This window comes from Leucobacter rhizosphaerae, from assembly GCF_022919175.1.
GTDB lineage: Bacteria > Actinomycetota > Actinomycetes > Actinomycetales > Microbacteriaceae > Leucobacter > Leucobacter rhizosphaerae.
In genome coordinates this window covers 1,452,612-1,468,686 of record NZ_CP095043.1, presented here as the reverse complement: position 1 = coordinate 1,468,686, position 16,075 = coordinate 1,452,612, and the positions used below count along the sequence as shown (strand labels likewise).

Here is a 16,075-nt window from a genome sequence, read left to right as displayed (position 1 = left end):
GCACGCGCCGAGAGGAGGACCCGTGCGGTTCCGTGTGACGCTGGAGCTCCCGGGCATGGAGCCTCGGGACATCACGCTCGAGGGTGACGCCACCGTCACGGTTGCTGATACTGCATGCGCTCTGGTGCGTGCCGGTGCGGCGGCCGGCGTGCGGTGGGACCCCGAGATGACCGAGGCTCGCGTCTCCGTCACCCTCGCCGCGCGTGATTCTCTCACCGCGCAGCGAAGGCTGCTCGATCCCTCCACCCCACTCCTCGGCTCTGGGTTGCAGTCCGGGTGGACGATCGAACCGGTGCTCGAGTTCGGGGCGCACGGCGCCACTCGGCTCATCCCGCTCGCGGGCCACCTCGAGGTGCTGTCTGGAGCGCACCGCGGCGCCGTGCACAGCCTTGTCCAGGGTGAGCAGCTGATCGGTCGCGACCCGCGGCACCGCGTGCCGCTCACCGACCCGAGTGTGTCCCGGCGGCACGCCGTCGTCTCCGTCGGTCGCGAGGTCACGCTGCACGATCTCGGATCCGCGAACGGAGTGATCGTCGACGGATCGCCGACGTCACGCGCCCTCCTCACTGGCGTGCACACCGTTGAACTGGGCGAGGTCGTGCTCCGGGTCACGCTGGGACCTCCCGTCGTGCCGGCACGGGAGCTCCGGCACACAACGCTGCACACGCGCTCGCCGCGGGTCGTGGAGGCGTTCTCCGCGCGCACCCGCGCGCTGCCGTCGCCGCCCGTGATCCCCTCGGTGCAGCACTTGCCGGTGATCGCGATGCTGTCTCCGATGCTCATGGGCGGGGCGGTGTTCGCACTCACCCGGGCCCCCATGAGTCTGCTCATGGTGGCGATGGCCCCCGTGATGCTGCTGGGATCCTGGGCCGATGGGGCATTCGGAGGGCGACGACGGCACCGGAGGCTGCGGGAGCAGTTCGCGACGCGACTCGTCGAGGAGCGCACCGAGCTCGCGCGGCTGCACGCCGAGGAGATCGCGGTGCGCGAGAGAGAGGCGCCGGAGCTTCGAGAGATCCTGCATGCCGTGCGCGACCGCTCGGAGCTGCTGTGGACCCGGCGCCCGGAGCACGCGTCGTTCCTCGAGGTGCGGATCGGAACCGGGGAGCTCGTGAGCCGCACCGCACTCGAGGGGCCTCCCGACAGCGACGCGACGCCCGAGGATCGTGCCGCGCTCGTCGCGCTTGCAGACGAGTGGCGGAGCATCGCACCCGTGCCCGTCGTCGAGGCACTGGACCGCTGCGGGGCCCTCGGGATCGCCGGAGACGCGCGCACGGCCGCTGCGCTCGCCCGATCGATCGTGCTGCAGCTCGTGGCCCTCCGCGCGCCGGCGGACCTGGTGATGGCGTGCGTGGGCGGCCCGCGCCGAACCGGCCCGTGGGACTGGATGAAGTGGCTTCCCCACGTGGACCATCCCCGCAGCCCGGTCGCCGTCCCGCATCTCGCCGCTGACGACGCGAGTGCTGGCGCGCTCATCTCCGCGCTGGAGGATCTGCAGCGACAGCGTGCGGCGGCGCGCGACGGCCTCGCCCATCCCGTGGTCGTGGTGCTCGTGCTCGCGGAATCGGCGGAGCGGCCGAGGTTCATCGCACTGGCGGAGCACGGCCCCGAGGCGGGGATCCACTGCATCTGGGTGGCCGAGCATCGGAGAGAGCTGCCCGCCGCTTGCCGCACGTTTGCCGAGGTGCATACGCGGCAGGGGACGGTGGGGTTCGTGCAGCAGGGGTCAGTCGTGGCGCTGCGTTCGATCGAGGGCGCGGAGTCAGTTATGGCGTCGCGGGTCGCCCGCAGTCTGGCCGCGGTCGAAGACGCCGGCGAGGTCGTCGCCGCCGCGAGCGACCTGCCCCGCACCGTGCAGCTCCGGGACCTCCACAGCGCGGACGTGCTCGGGGGCGGGGCGGCGATCCTGGACGCGTGGGCGGCCTCGGATACCCTCACGTCCCGCTGGCGCTCGGGGGTGGAGCGAACCGAGGACCGGCTCGTCGCCGTGGTGGGACAGAGCGCCGATGGCCCCGTCTCGATCGATCTGCGCACGCACGGACCGCACGCGCTGGTGGCAGGGACAACCGGATCCGGAAAGTCGGAGTTCCTGCAGACCTGGATCCTGAGTCTCGCGGCGTCGATCAGCCCGGACCGCCTGACGTTGCTGCTGGTCGACTACAAGGGCGGCGCCGCGTTCGCGGAGTGTGTCGCCCTGCCGCACACGGTAGGGCTCTTGACGGACCTCACTCCGCGCCTCGTGCGACGGGCACTGCGGTCACTGCGCGCAGAGCTGCGGCACCGCGAAGAGCTCTTCGCCCACCACCGGGCGAAGGACCTCGCCGCGCTGGCGCGCGACGTCCCCGAGTTCGTCACGGGGGTCGTCGACATCGCGCAGCGCGGTCGGTCGCTGGGATTGCATCTCGTCCTCGCCACGCAGCGGCCGGCCGGGGTGATCACCGAGCAACTGCGGGCCAACACGAATCTCCGGATCGCTCTGCGGATGGCAGACGACGCGGACAGCTCGGATGTCCTGGGGGTGCCAGACGCCGCGCACTTCGCCGCGGAGACTCCGGGGCGCGCGGCCATCAAGATCGGGCCCGGGCGGATCCGCACCGTGCAGACCTGCTACGTCGGTGGTCGCGCCTCGGGTGCGTCCGACCTCGGCGCGGTGCGCATCGCATCCCTCGGGTGGGGCGCACGCGTCCCGTGGGACGTCCCAAGGTCACCCCGTGCCGTGACGGACGACGCGCGAACCGGCGGCGACCGCGACATCGAGGTGCTGGCGCGCGGCATTTCCGATGCGGCGCGCACGGCCGCTCTTGCCGCCCCCCGACGGCCATGGCTCGACGAACTCCCTCCGCTCATCGACTCGGCGGCACTGTCGTACAACGCCGGTCTCCGTGCGGACATCGACACCACCACGATCGGGCTGCTGGATCTGCCCGACTCCCAGGCGCAGCGGCCGGAGTCGATCGACTTCGACGCGGTCGGGCACGTCGCCTTCCTGGGGGCGAGCGGCACGGGAAAATCCACGGCGCTGCTCTCCGTCGCCGCAGCCCTCAGCGCTGCAGCGGAGCGGTTTCCCGTGCATCTCTACGCGATCGACGGCGGCAACGGGGGACTCGGCGCACTCGTCCAGCTGCCAACCGTGGGGGCCGTGGTGCCCCTCTCGGACCTGGGCCGGGTCACCCGCGTACTGCGCCATCTGCAGCGCACGATCTCCGATCGCGGTCCGCGATTCTCAGCAGCCCGAGCGGGCACGCTCTCGGAGACGCGAGTGACAGCAGCCGGGAACGGCGAAGCCCGCGTGGTCCTGCTCCTCGACGGCTTCAGTGCGTTTCGCCAGGCGTCGGATGACGCCGGTGCGGTGACCACCTTGCTGCCCGCACTCACTGAGATCATGGCCGCCGGGCGCGCACTCGGGGTCCACGTGGTCATGACGGCAGATCGCGCCTCGGCGATTCCGACGGGCCTCACGGCCCACCTCCCCAGGCAGTACGCGTTCCGGATGTCTGATGCTCGGGACGGTGCCGTCTTCGGGTTCCCAGCTGACCTGCTCGCCGATGCGCCGCCGGGGCGAGCCGTGCGCGTGGGAGAGGGGGCCGAGGTGCAGATCGCGGTTCCCGGCGGATCGCCGGACCGGGCCGGTTTGGACCGCAGCCTCGCCGAGCTGGCCGCGGACCTGTTGCGGTGCCGGATCGCACCAGCGCCCGTGATCCAGACCGAGCCGGTACTGCAGACGCTGCAGGAGCTGCCTCCCTCGGGGCGCGGCGAACACGGCGGGTCGAAGCCTGATCGACGCACTCGGGCGGACCAGCCGGACCGTATCGCCATCGGTCTCCGGAGGGACACACTCGAGGCGCTGACCATGCCGACTCGCGGGCTCGGTGTCGTCTTCGGTCCCGCCGGGTCGGGGGTGACGACGGCACTGGAGACGTGCGCGGTGGCGTGGGAGGAGCACGGCGCTCGTCACGGAGTGGTCGTGGAATCGATCCTCCTCACACTCCAGGCCCATGTGTCTCAGGAGGCAGGCATTGAACAAGCGCGGTCGTGGAGTCGCGTCGCCTCGGGGGAGGACGCGGTCGCGCGCGAAGCCGCTCGACTGGTCGACGCACTCCAGGGCGCGCAGCGGATGCTCGTGGTCGTTGAGCGCGCGGCCGACGCCGCTGACCCCGGCGCCCAGCGGGCGCTCGCGGCACTCGCCCGCGCGGCGCGTCGCTCCGCGGCACTGGTGCTCTTCGACCTCGAACCCGGCGCTGCCGCGCAGTACTGGGAACTGCTCGGCGCCCTCAAGCAACCCACGTGGGGTCTCACGCTGCAGCCGGACGCCGGCGAGCCGCACTCCCCGTTCCGGGAGCCGCTGGGCCGTGCCCGTCGCGCCGATTTCGCGCCGGGTCGGGGCTTCGCGATTGAGGCCGGTCGGGTGACACCCGCGTTGATCGCGGTGCACCGCCTGACGGCGGCAACCGGCGAACCCATCGACGGCGCGCTCGCTGCGTGACAGGGGCGTCGCATGCACGGACTGCCATACGACAGGGACGCCGCGGCGACCGCAGGGGGTGCATATGCGGATCCCGACATGCGGTCCCGACAAGATGGTGGTTGGGGGAGGCGCTCGGCGGGAGCAACGAACACCGATGCCCGAGCCGGAATACGAATTCACAACCGCAGTACCACGAACGAAGGAGTTCATCATGACCGAACATCAGGACACCGCATCGAAGCCCACCGCTGCGTTCATCGGCGCTTCTTGGGTCGCCCTGCTCCTCGGAATGGGCACCTACCTCATCGGACTCTACAACGCCACGATGGAGCTCAACGAGAAGGGTTACTACTTCACGCTGCTCATGTTCGGTCTGTTCGCGGCAGTGTCACTCCAGAAGACGGTGCGCGACCGGGCGGACGGGATCCCCGTCACGAACCTCTACACCGGCATCGCCTGGTTCGCCCTGCTCATCTCGCTCACCCTCCTCGCCGTCGGGCTCTGGAACGCGGGCAGCCTGACACTGAGCGAAAAGGGCTTCTACGGCATCGCGTTCGCGATGAGCCTCTTCGCTTCGGTCGCCGTGCAGAAGAACGTCCGGGACCTCGCGAAGTTCCGGGGCACCGAGGACGCCGAAGAGACTGCGAGCGCCGGATCGCCCGCCGTGTACCCCTTCACGCAACCGCAGGAAGCGCAGCACTAGCGCGGCCGCGGGGCCCTGCCGCGGTGGCAGAGCCCCGCTCCGTGGAGTACTCTGGGCTCTTCACCCCGCGCGTGCGGGGACAGCTGAATAGACATTTCAATACGAGGAGGCCATCGTGAAGATCGATCTCGCAATGCTGCGTGGGCTTGAGCGCGAGAAGGAGATTCCCTTCGAGGAGCTCGCCGAAATCATCGAGCAGGCGATCCAATCGGCATATCTGCGTCACGCCGAGAACCAGAACATTCCTGTGCCCGACGAGCACCAGGTCCGGGTCACCCTCGACCGCAAGACCGGCCAGATCGATGTCCGCGTGCCGGAGCTCGACGACGACGGCCAGGTCGTGGGCGAGGCCTTCGTGACCACCGACGAGTTCGGGCGGGTCGCATCGAGCGCGGCAAAGCAGGTCATCAATCAGCGCCTGCGCGATCTCACCGATGACGCGGTCCTCGGCGCCTTCAAGGACAAGGAAGGCCAGATCGTCTCCGGTGTCGTGCAGCAGGGACCGAACCCGCGCATGGTGCACGTCGACCTCGGAGAGCTCGAGGCGATCCTGCCCCCGAGGAGCAGATCGCGGGGGAGAAGTACCCCCACGGCACCCGAATCCGCGTGTACGTGACCAGTGTCTCCAAGGGGCTGAAGGGTCCGCAGGTCGTGGTGTCGCGCACGCACCCGGGCCTCGTGCGGAAGCTGTTCGAGCGGGAAGTGCCCGAGCTCGCCGAGGGGCTCGTCGAGATCGTGTCGCTCGCCCGCGAGGCGGGGCATCGCACGAAGGTCGCCGTGCGCGCGAAGCAGCCCGGGATCAACGCGAAGGGCACCTGCATCGGCGAGATGGGGAGCCGTGTACGGGCGGTCATGAGCGAGCTCGGCGAGGAGAAGATCGACATCGTTGACTACTCGCCCGAGCTGCCGAAGTTCGTGGCGAACGCCCTGTCGCCCGCGAAGGTCACCGACGTGTTCATGCTCAATGAGTCGCTGAAGCAGGTCCGGGCGCTGGTTCCCGACTTCCAGCTCTCGCTCGCCATCGGCAAGGAGGGCCAGAACGCTCGACTCGCCGCGAAGCTGACGGGCGCGAAGATCGATATCCAGCCGGATTCAATCATGAATGATTGAATCGGCCGCCCGACCCGCGGCTGCACCGATCGATCGCGCATCGGTGCAGTTGCCTCCCGTCCCTGTGAACGGGACGGATTGGAACTGAGGAAGCTGGTAAGATGGTTGCGGTTCGGACCTGTGTGGCGTGTCGAAAACGCGCGCCGCGCACGGCACTGCTCAGGGTTGTGGCGCACGAGGGTCAGCTGTTGGCTGATGATCGCGCGGTGCGTCCTGGGCGAGGGGCGTGGGTGCATCCCACGGCTCACTGTCTGAACCAAGCAGTGGCGCGCGGAGTCTTTTCGCGTGCGCTGCGAGTATCGGGGAAGCTCGATGCTGGCCCTTTAGAGAACAGGCTGAAAACACGTATGGACAACTAATGAGCGGCTCACGATGAGACCCGTCCGTTAATTCCGGTTCCCGCCTGTCTGGCGTGAACCCAGACAGGAGAAAAGTGGCTAACCCACGCGTACACGAGATCGCTGCGGAGATCGGTGTCGATAGCAAGGTCGTCCTGGCCAAGCTGAAAGATATGGGCGAGTTCGTTAAGGCGTCCTCGTCCAGCGTTGCCCCCCCGGTGGCGCGCAAAGTCAAGGCTGCCCTCGAGGCAGACGGAGTGACCCAGGCGAAGGGCGATCAGCCCGCTGGCGCTCCCGCCGCCGAGGCTGCGAAGCCCGCGGCGAAGCGGACCACCGGTCCGCGCCCCGGCCCGAAGCCCGCGGCCAAGGCCGAGACTCCGGCACCCGCCGAGGCTCCGACCCCGGCACCGGCCGCGCCCGCGACACCGGCGCCGGCACCCGCTGCTGACGCGCCGCGTGCTGACGCACCCGCTGCCGACAGCGCCAAGCCGGGTGCTCCGAAGGCATCCCCGGCGAAGCCCGGCGCTGCGAAGCCCGGTGCCAAGCCGGGCGGTCCCCGTCCCGGCAACAACCCGTTCGCCTCGAGCCAGGGCATGGGCATCCCTCGCCCGCCGCGTCCCGGCAACAACCCCTTCGCCCCCAACCAGGGCATGGGCCGTTCCGCCGGCGGTCGTCCGACCCCCGGCAACATCCCGCGTCCGACGCCCCGTCCTCAGGGCGGCGCAGCCGGTGGCGCAGGCCGTCCCGGCGGTCCCGGTCGTCCGGGAGGTCGTCCTGGCGGTGGCGGCGGCTTCAACCGTCCCGGCGGCGCTCCCGGCGCCGGTGGTGCTCCCGGCGCGGGCGGCTTCGGTGCGCCACGTCCGGGCGGTGGGTTCGCCGGCCGTGGCCGTGGTGGCCGTGGTGCTGGTACCGCCGGTGCGTTCGGTCGCGGAGGCTCCAAGAGCAAGGCGCGCAAGTCGAAGCGGGCGAAGCGGGCCGAATTCGAGATGCGGGAGGCGCCGTCGCTCGGCGGCGTGAGCGTTCCCCGCGGCGACGGATCGACCCCGGTCCGTCTGCGGCGCGGCGCGTCGCTCTCGGACTTCGCCGATAAGATCAACACGAGTGCATCGAACCTCGTGACGGTGCTGTTCCACCTCGGTGAGATGGCAACGGCGACGGAGTCGCTCGACGAGGCCACGTTCGAGGTGCTCGGCGAGGAGCTCGGCTACCGGATCCAGATCGTGTCCCCCGAGGACGAGGATCGTGAGCTGCTCGAGGGCTTCGACATCGATATCGAGGGCGAGCTCGAGGACGAGGGCGACGACGTGCTGCAGGCGCGTCCGCCGGTCGTCACCGTGATGGGCCACGTCGATCACGGTAAGACCCGACTGCTCGACGCGATCCGCAAGGCGAACGTGGGCGGCGGCGAGGCCGGCGGCATCACGCAGCACATCGGTGCCTACCAGGTGCACACCGAGCACGAGGGCATCGACCGCGCACTGACCTTCATCGATACCCCGGGTCACGAGGCGTTCACCGCCATGCGTGCGCGTGGTGCGCAGGTCACCGACATCGCGATCCTCGTGGTCGCGGCCGACGACGGCATCATGCCCCAGACGATCGAGGCGTTGAACCACGCCCAGTCAGCCGGTGTGCCGATCGTGGTCGCGGTCAACAAGATCGATAAGGAGGGGGCGAACCCCGCCAAGGTGCGCCAGCAGCTCACCGAGTTCGGTCTCGTCTCCGAGGAGTACGGCGGCGACGTCATGTTCGTCGACGTCTCGGCGAAGAACAACGTCGGCATCACCGAGCTGCTCGACGCGGTCCTGCTGACCGCCGACGCCGGGCTCGATCTGCGCGCCAACCCCGACAAGGACGCGCGAGGCGTCGCCATCGAGGCGCGTCTCGACAAGGGGCGCGGCGCCGTGGCGACTGTCCTCATCCAGTCGGGTACGCTGCGGGTCGGCGACGCGATCGTGGCGGGTACCGCCTACGGCCGCGTGCGCGCCATGAGCGACGAGAACGGCGATCCGGTCGTCGAGGCACTGCCGTCGCGTCCGGTGCAGGTGCAGGGTCTGTCGACCGTGCCCCGCGCAGGCGACACCTTCATCGTCACCTCAGAGGATCGCACCGCCCGCCAGATCGCTGAGAAGCGTGAGGCCGCGGAGCGCAACGCAATGCTGGCGAAGGCCCGCAAGCGCATCAGCCTCGAGGAGTTCACGAAGGCGCTGGAAGAGGGCAAGGTCGAGTCGCTCAACCTCATCATCAAGGGAGACGTGTCGGGTGCCGTGGAGGCGCTCGAGGAGTCGCTCATGAAGATCGAGGTCGACGATTCCGTGCAGCTGCGCATCCTGCACCGCGGGGTGGGCGCGATCACGGAGAGCGACGTGGACCTGGCGACGATCGACAACGCGATCGTCATCGGCTTCAACGTGCGTCCCGACGTCAAGGCTCGCGAGCGCGCCGCGCGCGAGGGCATCGACATCCGCTTCTACAACGTCATCTACAACGCACTCGACGACATCGAGAGCTCGCTCAAGGGCATGCTCAAGCCGGAGTACGAGGAGAAGCAGTCGGGTGTTGCCGAGATCCGCGAGGTGTTCCGCTCCTCGAAGTTCGGCAACATCGCCGGTGTGGTCGTGCGCAGCGGTACGATCACGCGCAACGCCAAGGCGCGCGTCATCCGTGAGGGTGTGGTGATCGCCGACGGCCTGGCCATCGACTCGCTGCGCCGCTTCAAGGACGACGTCACCGAGGTCAAGACCGACTTCGAGGCCGGTATCGGACTGGGCAAGTACAACGACATCCAGATCGGCGACGAGATCGAGACGACCGAGATGGTGGAGAAGGTCCGCGACTAGCGGAGACCGACCACCCCAACACGAAGGGCCCGGACAGTTCGACTGTCCGGGCCCTTCGTGTGTGCGGTGCGGCGACTAGCGATCGAAGCGCCGCCCTGCGGGGTTGGAGGAGATGATCATGAACACGAGCACGACCAGTCCGCCGACGTAGGGGATGAACGTCAGGAAGTAGAGCGGACCCGCGAAGTTCGCGTCGTGCAGACGACGCCAGGAGATCGCCAGCGACGGAACGATGGTGCCGAGGCCGATGGCGAGGAAGATGATGCCCGCGATGATCAGCATCACCGCGCCCACACCCGTGCCGGCCTGCGACCCGCTCGAGTAGCCCGAGTACGAGTCGTAGGAGGAGGCGCTCACGCCGAGGGTTACGAGGCCGAAGATGTAGAGGAACATCGGCACGATCGAGACCACGGCGAAGAAGAGCGCGACCCACCAGTACTCACTGCGCGAGGCGCGGCCCGAGAAGTTCGCGTAGTTCTTGAAGAACCGCTTGACGGCCTGCGTCGGGGACGCACCGTAGAGGGGGCGGGTGAGGTCATCCGGGTGGGCGGCGCCGTTGAACGGCTCACCGGGGCCGGGAACGCCGACGGCCGGCGGGTAGTACGGCTGCTGCGGCGCGGCGCCGCCGTAGGGAGCACCCTGCTGCGGTGCGCCGTAGGGCGCCTGCTGCGCGTACTGCGGCTGGCCGTAGGGTTGCTGCGGCTGGCCGTAGGGCTGCTGCGGCTGCTGGCCGTACTGCGGCGCGGGCGGCTGCTGGCCGGTGGCCTGCGGGGGCTGCTGCTGACCGTAGGGCTGCTGCGGCTGCTGGGGCTGCTGCACCGGCGGCGCGTACTGCGGCGCGGAGGGAGTCGAGGGCTCGGACGGCTGCGGCGGCACCGGCTGGGCGTTCTCGGACGCCTGGGGTGCCTGCGGCGGCACGGGCGGGGTGCCGCCCGGGTTGGAGTCCTCGGGGTTTGGCGGGTTCGTCACAATCGCTGCTTTCTGCTGTCGGTGGACACGTCACGCCATTCTGCGTGTGCGCCCAGTCTAAAACAGCGCAACGCCGCACGGCCGGGTGTGACGCGCCGTGCGGCGAAGGCGGGGGATCGGGGATCTACGCGAGCTGCTGCACCCGGACCGTGTTGCCGGCCGGGTCGCGGAAGGCGAAGTCGCGGGATCCCCAGTCCTGCTCCATCGGCTCCTGGAGCACGTCGGCGCCCGACCCCTCGACCCGCTCGAAGAGCTCGTCGAGCGCGTCCGTCGCGAACACCACCGAGGCGTACGACCCCTTCGCGATGAGCTCTCCGATCACCCGCCGCTCCTCGTCCGTGAGTCCGGGATCGACGGCCGGTGGGGTAAGCACGATCGAGGTGTCGGGCTGGTTCGCGGGACCGACGGTGATCCACCGCATGTCTTCGTAGCCGACGTCGTTGCGCACGTCGAAGCCGAGGACATCGCGGTAGAAGGCCAGTGAGGCCTCGGGATCGGTGTGGGGCAGAAAGGTGACGTGAATGTTGATCTTCATGCCAGCCAAGCTACTCCGGCGTGGCGGGTGGAACTTCTCGATTCCTGACTGGTTTGGTCGCGCGCGCCACGACGCAGCTCGGCAGCGCATCGATCCCTGCCTCGGCGGCCTGCCGGTACGCGCGCGGCGACATGCCGACGAGCTCGCTGAATCGGGTGCTGAAGGTGCCGAGCGAGCCGTACCCGACGGCGAAGCACACCTCGGTCACACTGAGGTCGCCGCGCCGGAGCAGCGTCATGGCCCGTTCGATCCGTCGCGTCATCAGATAGCTGTAGGGCGATTCGCCGTAGGCCGCGCGGAATTCCCGGCTGAGATGCCCGGCGGATACGTGGGCGCCCTGTGCGAGTGAGGACACGTCGAGCGGGCTCGCGTACTCCCGGTCGATCCGATCCCGGACCCGGCGGAGCGCCGCGAGATCGCGGAGCCGCTGCGGGTCGGCCTCAGCGGCGGGCATCGGAGGCTGCTCCGTTCCATCCCCCGGGCTGGCCCAAGGGCGGCGACCACACGGTCCCGGGTGCGGGCATCGGATCCCGGTCGAATCGGCGACCGGACGGCTTCGGCTCGAGCAGCATGAACACGCCGATGATGATCACGCCGATCCACGGGATGAGGAGGAGCAGGAGCAGCAGCGCCGAGAAGTCGCCGTCGTGGAGTCGGCGCGCTGCGACCGCGAGCTGCGGAAGCAGGAGGCCGAGGTGCACCGCGAGAACCACGAGTCCGCCCGCGAGCGCGAGGGATCGTTCCGCGCTCGCGTTGACCGACGACGTCGGGAGCGACTCCGAGACGATGGCGAACACGCCCAGCAGCAGAAACGGGATCACCCGGAGGAGTCCGCAGAGGAGGAACGACCACCAGAACTCGCTGCGCGAGGCGCGGCCGCTGAAGCGGGCGTAGGAGACGAAGAATCGCCGGATCGACTGGACGAACGTCGCACCATAGAGGGGCCGAATCGTATCGAACGGGTGCGCCGCGCCGTTGAAGGGTTCCCCCGGCCCGGGCGCCGGGAAGCCGACGAAGGGAGGCGGGATCGATGGCGGCGCGTACGGGTACGGCGGGGGTCCTGGGGTACCGAGGTGGCTCACGGGTGCCTCCTGTGCGTCGCGATCGGGGTCCGGTATTCATCGTAGGCGCTCGGCACGAGCGGCACTCGGTGCGATGGCCGCCGAGCGGCACCGGGTGTCGGAGCGCGACGCTACACTGAATCGCATGAGCAATCCACGCGCTGGCAAGGTATCCGAACGAATCCAGCAGATCATCGCGAGGCGGTTGGAGAAGGGGCTGCGGGATCCGCGACTCGGCTTCGTGACCATCACCGATGTGCGCGTCACGGGCGATCTGCAGCACGCGAGCGTCTTCTACACGGTGTACGGCAGCGAGGAGGAGCAGGCCGACTCGGCGGCGGCGCTGAAGGCCGCGACCGGCATGCTGCGCAGCGAGGTCGGCAAGCAGCTCGGCACGCGCCTCACCCCGACGCTCGAGTTCATCCATGACGAGCTGCCCGAGAGCGCGCAGCACCTCAACGACCTGCTCGCCGAGGCGAAGCAGCGCGACGAGGCCGCGCAGGCGCTCGCCGCCTCCGCGAGCTACGCGGGCGAGGCGGACCCGTACGTGAAGCCTCGCGATCTCGGTGACGAGGACGAGGACGGCCTCACCGAGAGCGAGCTCAGTCGCGACGAGGATCGCGACTGACGTCCGACACCGGCAGCCGCACCAGCCCGTCGATCTCGACCACGAGGCCGTCGGCGAGCAGCGAGTCGAAGGCGCGCTGCGGCTGCGCGGGATCCCGCGGCGTGGTCGACGGCTCCGCCGCCGCGGCGACCGCCTCCGCACGGGGCAGCGCCTCGGTCGACCGGCGCAGCAGCGCCATGATCCGGCCCCGGGCCTGACGGTCGGACCCCTCGAACTTCGCCTGCTTCGGCCGCTTCACCGGCGCATTGTCCGGGTACCCCGCTCCTCGCCACTCGCACCAGGCCGCGATGGGGCAGGCGTCGCAGCGCGGCGCGCGCGCCGTGCAGACGACGGCGCCGAGCTCCATGGCCGCGGCGTTGAAGACGGCCGCCTCGGGGAGCACATCGGGCAGCAGCGCGCCCATGTCGGTGAGGTCCGCGGGTGACGGCATCCCGGCTGCCGCGCGACCGTGCACCGCTCGGGCGATGACCCGCCGGGTGTTCGTGTCCACGACGGGGTGGCGCTCGCCGAACGCGAACGTCGAGATCGCCCGCGCCGTGTACGGCCCGACGCCGGTGAGGGCGAGGAGCTGGTCGACGTCGGAGGGGACCTCGTCCCCGTGCCGCGTCGCGATCTCGACGGCAGCACGGTGCAGCCAGAGCGCCCGTCGCGGGTAGCCGAGGCGATCCCACGCCCGCACGGCCTCGCCCGGCTCGTCGGCGGCGAGCGCCGACGGCGTCGGCCAGCGCTCGAGCCACGCGGTCCAGCGCGGGATCACCCGCTCGACCTGCGTCTGCTGGAGCATGAACTCCGAGACCAGCACCGCCCACGGGGAGATCGCGGGGTCGCGCCAGGGCAGGTCCCGCGCCGCTTCGACGAACCAGGCGTTGAGCGCCGAGGTCAGTTCGTCCCGGTGGGGGTGCGGGGGGACGGGATCGGCGGGCACAGACTCAGTGTATTGCCGGCCGAGCGGTGCGATCGGTCGCCGCGGGCTGCTCGGTCGTGGGGACCTGCGCCGGGAGGGCCGTGCCAGTCGACGGATCGATGCGTCGCAGACTCGCACGCAACGCGAAGAACAGCAGCACGATGGCGGCGGTGATGCTCATGTGTCCGAGCCCCGCGAGTCCGGCGATCATCTTCGAAGACTCGAGTCCGAGTACGGTCAATGAGCCGTGCACGATGAGCATGGCGGAGGTGAGGATGACGCCCGCGTGGTAGAGCCAGAGGAACCACCCGAATCGTTTTCGGGCGAGCGAGAACTGGAACACGCGCTCGAGACCGAGCAGGATGAGAAACGGGAGGAACCCCAGCGCGAGCAGGTGGGTGTGGGCGAGACCGAGCTGAGTGAAGGCCCCTTCGGGGAAACCGTTGAGCTTGGTGAACTCTCGGTAGAAGAGCCCCGAGGCCACTCCGAGAGCGGCATAGGCGAACGCGGATACGAGGAGATAGGTAAGCGGTTTCTGCATGCTTCCAGACTGAACGGCGACGGAGCGGCGGGCATCGCCCGAAATGATGAGATCCGAGTCACGAGATCGCAGATCCGTGCCGGGTGGAGCAGAATCGAGGCATGAGCGGACCCGACGAGCAGACGCGTGCGCTCCGCGCTGCCCGCGCGGGGGTGCACCTGGTGTTCATCCTGCTCGTGGGCGTCTCGGCACTGCGGGCCTGGGATCGGGGCCTCGATCTCCGTCTTGCGCTCGCGGCGGGTGTCGCGCTCACCGGCGTCTATCTCGCGGGTCGATGGGCGGCGGCCGGCGGACCGCGGGCCGCGTCGCTGTGGTTCGTGCTGCTCGGGGGCGTGTGGCTCGCGGCACTGTGGGCGTCCCCGGAGTTCGTCTGGGTGTCGTTCCCGCTCCTGCTGGTCGGCGGGCATCTCTTCGGCGGCGTGCGCGGGGTGCTGGTCGGTGTCGGGATCGTGGCTGTCGCGATCGGCGTTCCCTGGCTGACGAGAGGATCGGTGACCCTCGCCGAGGTGCTGGGGCCGGTGATCGGTGGCGCCGTTGCGGTGGGGATGGCTCGGGGCTATACGTCGGTGCTCGCGGACGCTGCGGAGCACCGCCGCCTCAACGCCTCACTGCTCGCGGCGCAGCGGGAAGCCGAAGATCTGCAGGCCGCACTGGCCCGCGCGCAGCGCGCTGAGGGGGCGCTGGCTGAGCGCACGCGCCTTGCCCGAGATATCCACGACACGATCGCGCAGGAGTTCGCATCGATCGCGCTGCTGGCACGCGCGGGCGAATCTCGCGCCGGCGCGGCACGGGACCCCGCGGTCCTCGGCGCAGACGATGATCCCGCCCTCGACCGGATCGCCTCGATCGCCCGCCGAGGTGCCGAGGACGCTCGACGCATCGTCGCGGCGCTCCTCCCCGCGGAACTCGAATCGACGGAGCTGCCGGACGCGCTCGCCCGAGTGGTCGCCGGCTTCTCCGAGGAGAGCGGGATCGCCGCGACCTGGCAGGCGGAGCCGACGCGCCCGATCGGCACTGCGGCGGAGGTCGCGCTGCTCCGCACCCTGCAGACGGCGCTCGCAAATGTGCGCGCGCACGCCCACGCGACCCGGGTGGGGGTCGAGCTGCGGGAGATCGGTGCGATGGTGCGTCTCGACATCGTGGACGACGGGATCGGCTTCGACGTCGCATCGTGGGGGTCGGGGCGTGCGCCTCGATCGGGTGCGCAGTCGGTGGGGCTCCGCGAGGCGCGGGAACGGTTGCGGGAGTGCGGCGGCGGGCTCGACATCGAAGGGGCACCGGGGGACGGCACAGCGCTCTCGGCCTGGCTGCCGGCAGGGAGCGACGAGACCGGGCAGCGCGGAGGGAGTGATCCGTGGTGACCCGGACCGTGCTGCTCGTGGACGATCATCCGATCGTGCGCGCGGGGCTTCGCTCGGTCTTGGAGAGCCGGGCGGGAATCCGTGTGGTCGGCGAGGCCGGCAGCGGCGAGGAAGCCGTTCCCGCAGCCGCTGTGCTTCAGCCGGACGTCGTGCTGTGCGACCTGCGTCTCGGGGACGGCATCGACGGGATCGCGACGACCCTCGCGCTCCGACGGCTCGATCCCGCGCCCGCCGTGCTCATGCTCACGACCTTCGACCGCGACGGCGATATCCTCCGGGCGGTCGAAGCGGGCGCCACCGGGTACCTCCTGAAGGACGCCCCGACCGAGGCGATCCTCGCCGGGATCCAGAATGCCGCGGAGGGGCGCACGGTGTTCGACGCCGAGGTGGCCCTACGGGTTCAGGCGCAGCGCGAGAACGCGGTTCCTCGCCTCACGGAGCGCGAACGCGCGGTGCTCCTGCTCGTCGCCGAGGGGCGGTCGAACCGCGAGATCGCCCGGCATCTCTTCGTCTCGGAGGCCACCGTCAAAACGCACGTGGCCCACGTGCTGGCGAAACTGCGGGTGGACTCCCGCTCGCGGGCCGCTGCCGTCGCGCGGGACCGCGGGATGCTCAGCTGA

General features: G+C 70.1%; 13 protein-coding genes and 1 pseudogene. 8 read left to right on the top strand and 6 right to left on the bottom strand.

From position 1 onward, the window contains the following. Window positions 1–22 precede the first annotated feature (22 nt). The 5 genes and pseudogenes from MUN76_RS06745 (at window position 23) to infB (ending at window position 9,456) form a co-directional block, all read left to right on the top strand. The gene (locus tag MUN76_RS06745) at window positions 23–4,483 is read left to right on the top strand and encodes a type VII secretion EssC family protein (RefSeq protein WP_244688285.1); all 4,461 of its coding nucleotides are present in this window, start codon (window positions 23–25) and stop codon (window positions 4,481–4,483) included. A 193-nt stretch (window positions 4,484–4,676) separates the two neighbouring features. Beyond that, window positions 4,677–5,168, top strand: coding sequence for an inner membrane protein YiaA (gene yiaA / locus MUN76_RS06740; RefSeq protein ID WP_244688283.1), 492 nt, complete (start codon window positions 4,677–4,679; stop codon window positions 5,166–5,168). A 115-nt stretch (window positions 5,169–5,283) separates the two neighbouring features. Continuing rightward, window positions 5,284–6,278, top strand: a pseudogene (gene nusA / locus MUN76_RS06735) (transcription termination factor NusA). Window positions 6,279–6,379: 101 nt separating this feature from the next. Then, a complete protein-coding gene (locus MUN76_RS06730) occupies window positions 6,380–6,637 on the top strand; it encodes a YlxR family protein (protein ID WP_244688281.1) in 258 nt (85 codons plus the stop codon). Between the two features lie 74 nt (window positions 6,638–6,711). After that, window positions 6,712–9,456 carry a translation initiation factor IF-2 gene (gene infB / locus MUN76_RS06725; protein ID WP_244688279.1) on the top strand — a complete coding sequence of 915 codons (2,745 nt, stop codon included), beginning with the start codon at window positions 6,712–6,714 and terminating at the stop codon, window positions 9,454–9,456. Window positions 9,457–9,531: 75 nt separating this feature from the next. Here infB and MUN76_RS06720 read toward each other — a convergent pair whose 3' ends face one another. The 4 genes from MUN76_RS06720 to MUN76_RS06705 form a co-directional block, all read right to left on the bottom strand. Further along, complete coding sequence (locus tag MUN76_RS06720; RefSeq protein WP_244688277.1) at window positions 9,532–10,425, bottom strand: DUF805 domain-containing protein; 894 nt, start codon at window positions 10,423–10,425, stop codon at window positions 9,532–9,534. Window positions 10,426–10,549: 124 nt separating this feature from the next. Continuing rightward, window positions 10,550–10,960 (bottom strand): VOC family protein, encoded by a 411-nt coding sequence (locus tag MUN76_RS06715; protein WP_244688275.1) that lies wholly within the window; start codon window positions 10,958–10,960, stop codon window positions 10,550–10,552. A gap of 10 nt (window positions 10,961–10,970) precedes the next feature. Further along, window positions 10,971–11,414 (bottom strand): helix-turn-helix transcriptional regulator, encoded by a 444-nt coding sequence (locus tag MUN76_RS06710; RefSeq protein ID WP_244688273.1) that lies wholly within the window; start codon window positions 11,412–11,414, stop codon window positions 10,971–10,973. Beyond that, complete coding sequence (locus MUN76_RS06705; RefSeq protein WP_244688271.1) at window positions 11,401–12,042, bottom strand: DUF805 domain-containing protein; 642 nt, start codon at window positions 12,040–12,042, stop codon at window positions 11,401–11,403. The genes MUN76_RS06710 and MUN76_RS06705 overlap by 14 nt, the downstream gene beginning before the upstream one ends. A 124-nt stretch (window positions 12,043–12,166) precedes the next feature. Between MUN76_RS06705 and rbfA the strand changes: the two genes are divergently transcribed. Beyond that, entirely contained in the window at window positions 12,167–12,649 is a 483-nt protein-coding gene (gene rbfA, locus MUN76_RS06700; RefSeq protein ID WP_244688269.1) for a 30S ribosome-binding factor RbfA, read from the top strand. Here the strand turns inward: rbfA and MUN76_RS06695 are convergent. Together MUN76_RS06695 and MUN76_RS06690 are read right to left on the bottom strand one after the other, a co-directional pair. After that, window positions 12,624–13,574 carry an HhH-GPD family protein gene (locus MUN76_RS06695; RefSeq protein ID WP_244688267.1) on the bottom strand — a complete coding sequence of 317 codons (951 nt, stop codon included), beginning with the start codon at window positions 13,572–13,574 and terminating at the stop codon, window positions 12,624–12,626. The genes rbfA and MUN76_RS06695 overlap by 26 nt on opposite strands. A 4-nt stretch (window positions 13,575–13,578) precedes the next feature. Continuing rightward, window positions 13,579–14,094 (bottom strand): DUF2871 domain-containing protein, encoded by a 516-nt coding sequence (locus MUN76_RS06690; RefSeq protein WP_244688266.1) that lies wholly within the window; start codon window positions 14,092–14,094, stop codon window positions 13,579–13,581. Window positions 14,095–14,195: 101 nt separating this feature from the next. On the opposite strand from MUN76_RS06690, the gene MUN76_RS06685 reads away from it, so the two are divergent. Both MUN76_RS06685 and MUN76_RS06680 read left to right on the top strand, forming a co-directional pair. Then, window positions 14,196–15,455 (top strand): sensor histidine kinase, encoded by a 1,260-nt coding sequence (locus MUN76_RS06685; protein ID WP_244688264.1) that lies wholly within the window; start codon window positions 14,196–14,198, stop codon window positions 15,453–15,455. Beyond that, window positions 15,449–16,075 carry a response regulator gene (locus MUN76_RS06680; protein ID WP_346730409.1) on the top strand — a complete coding sequence of 209 codons (627 nt, stop codon included), beginning with the start codon at window positions 15,449–15,451 and terminating at the stop codon, window positions 16,073–16,075. The genes MUN76_RS06685 and MUN76_RS06680 overlap by 7 nt, the downstream gene beginning before the upstream one ends.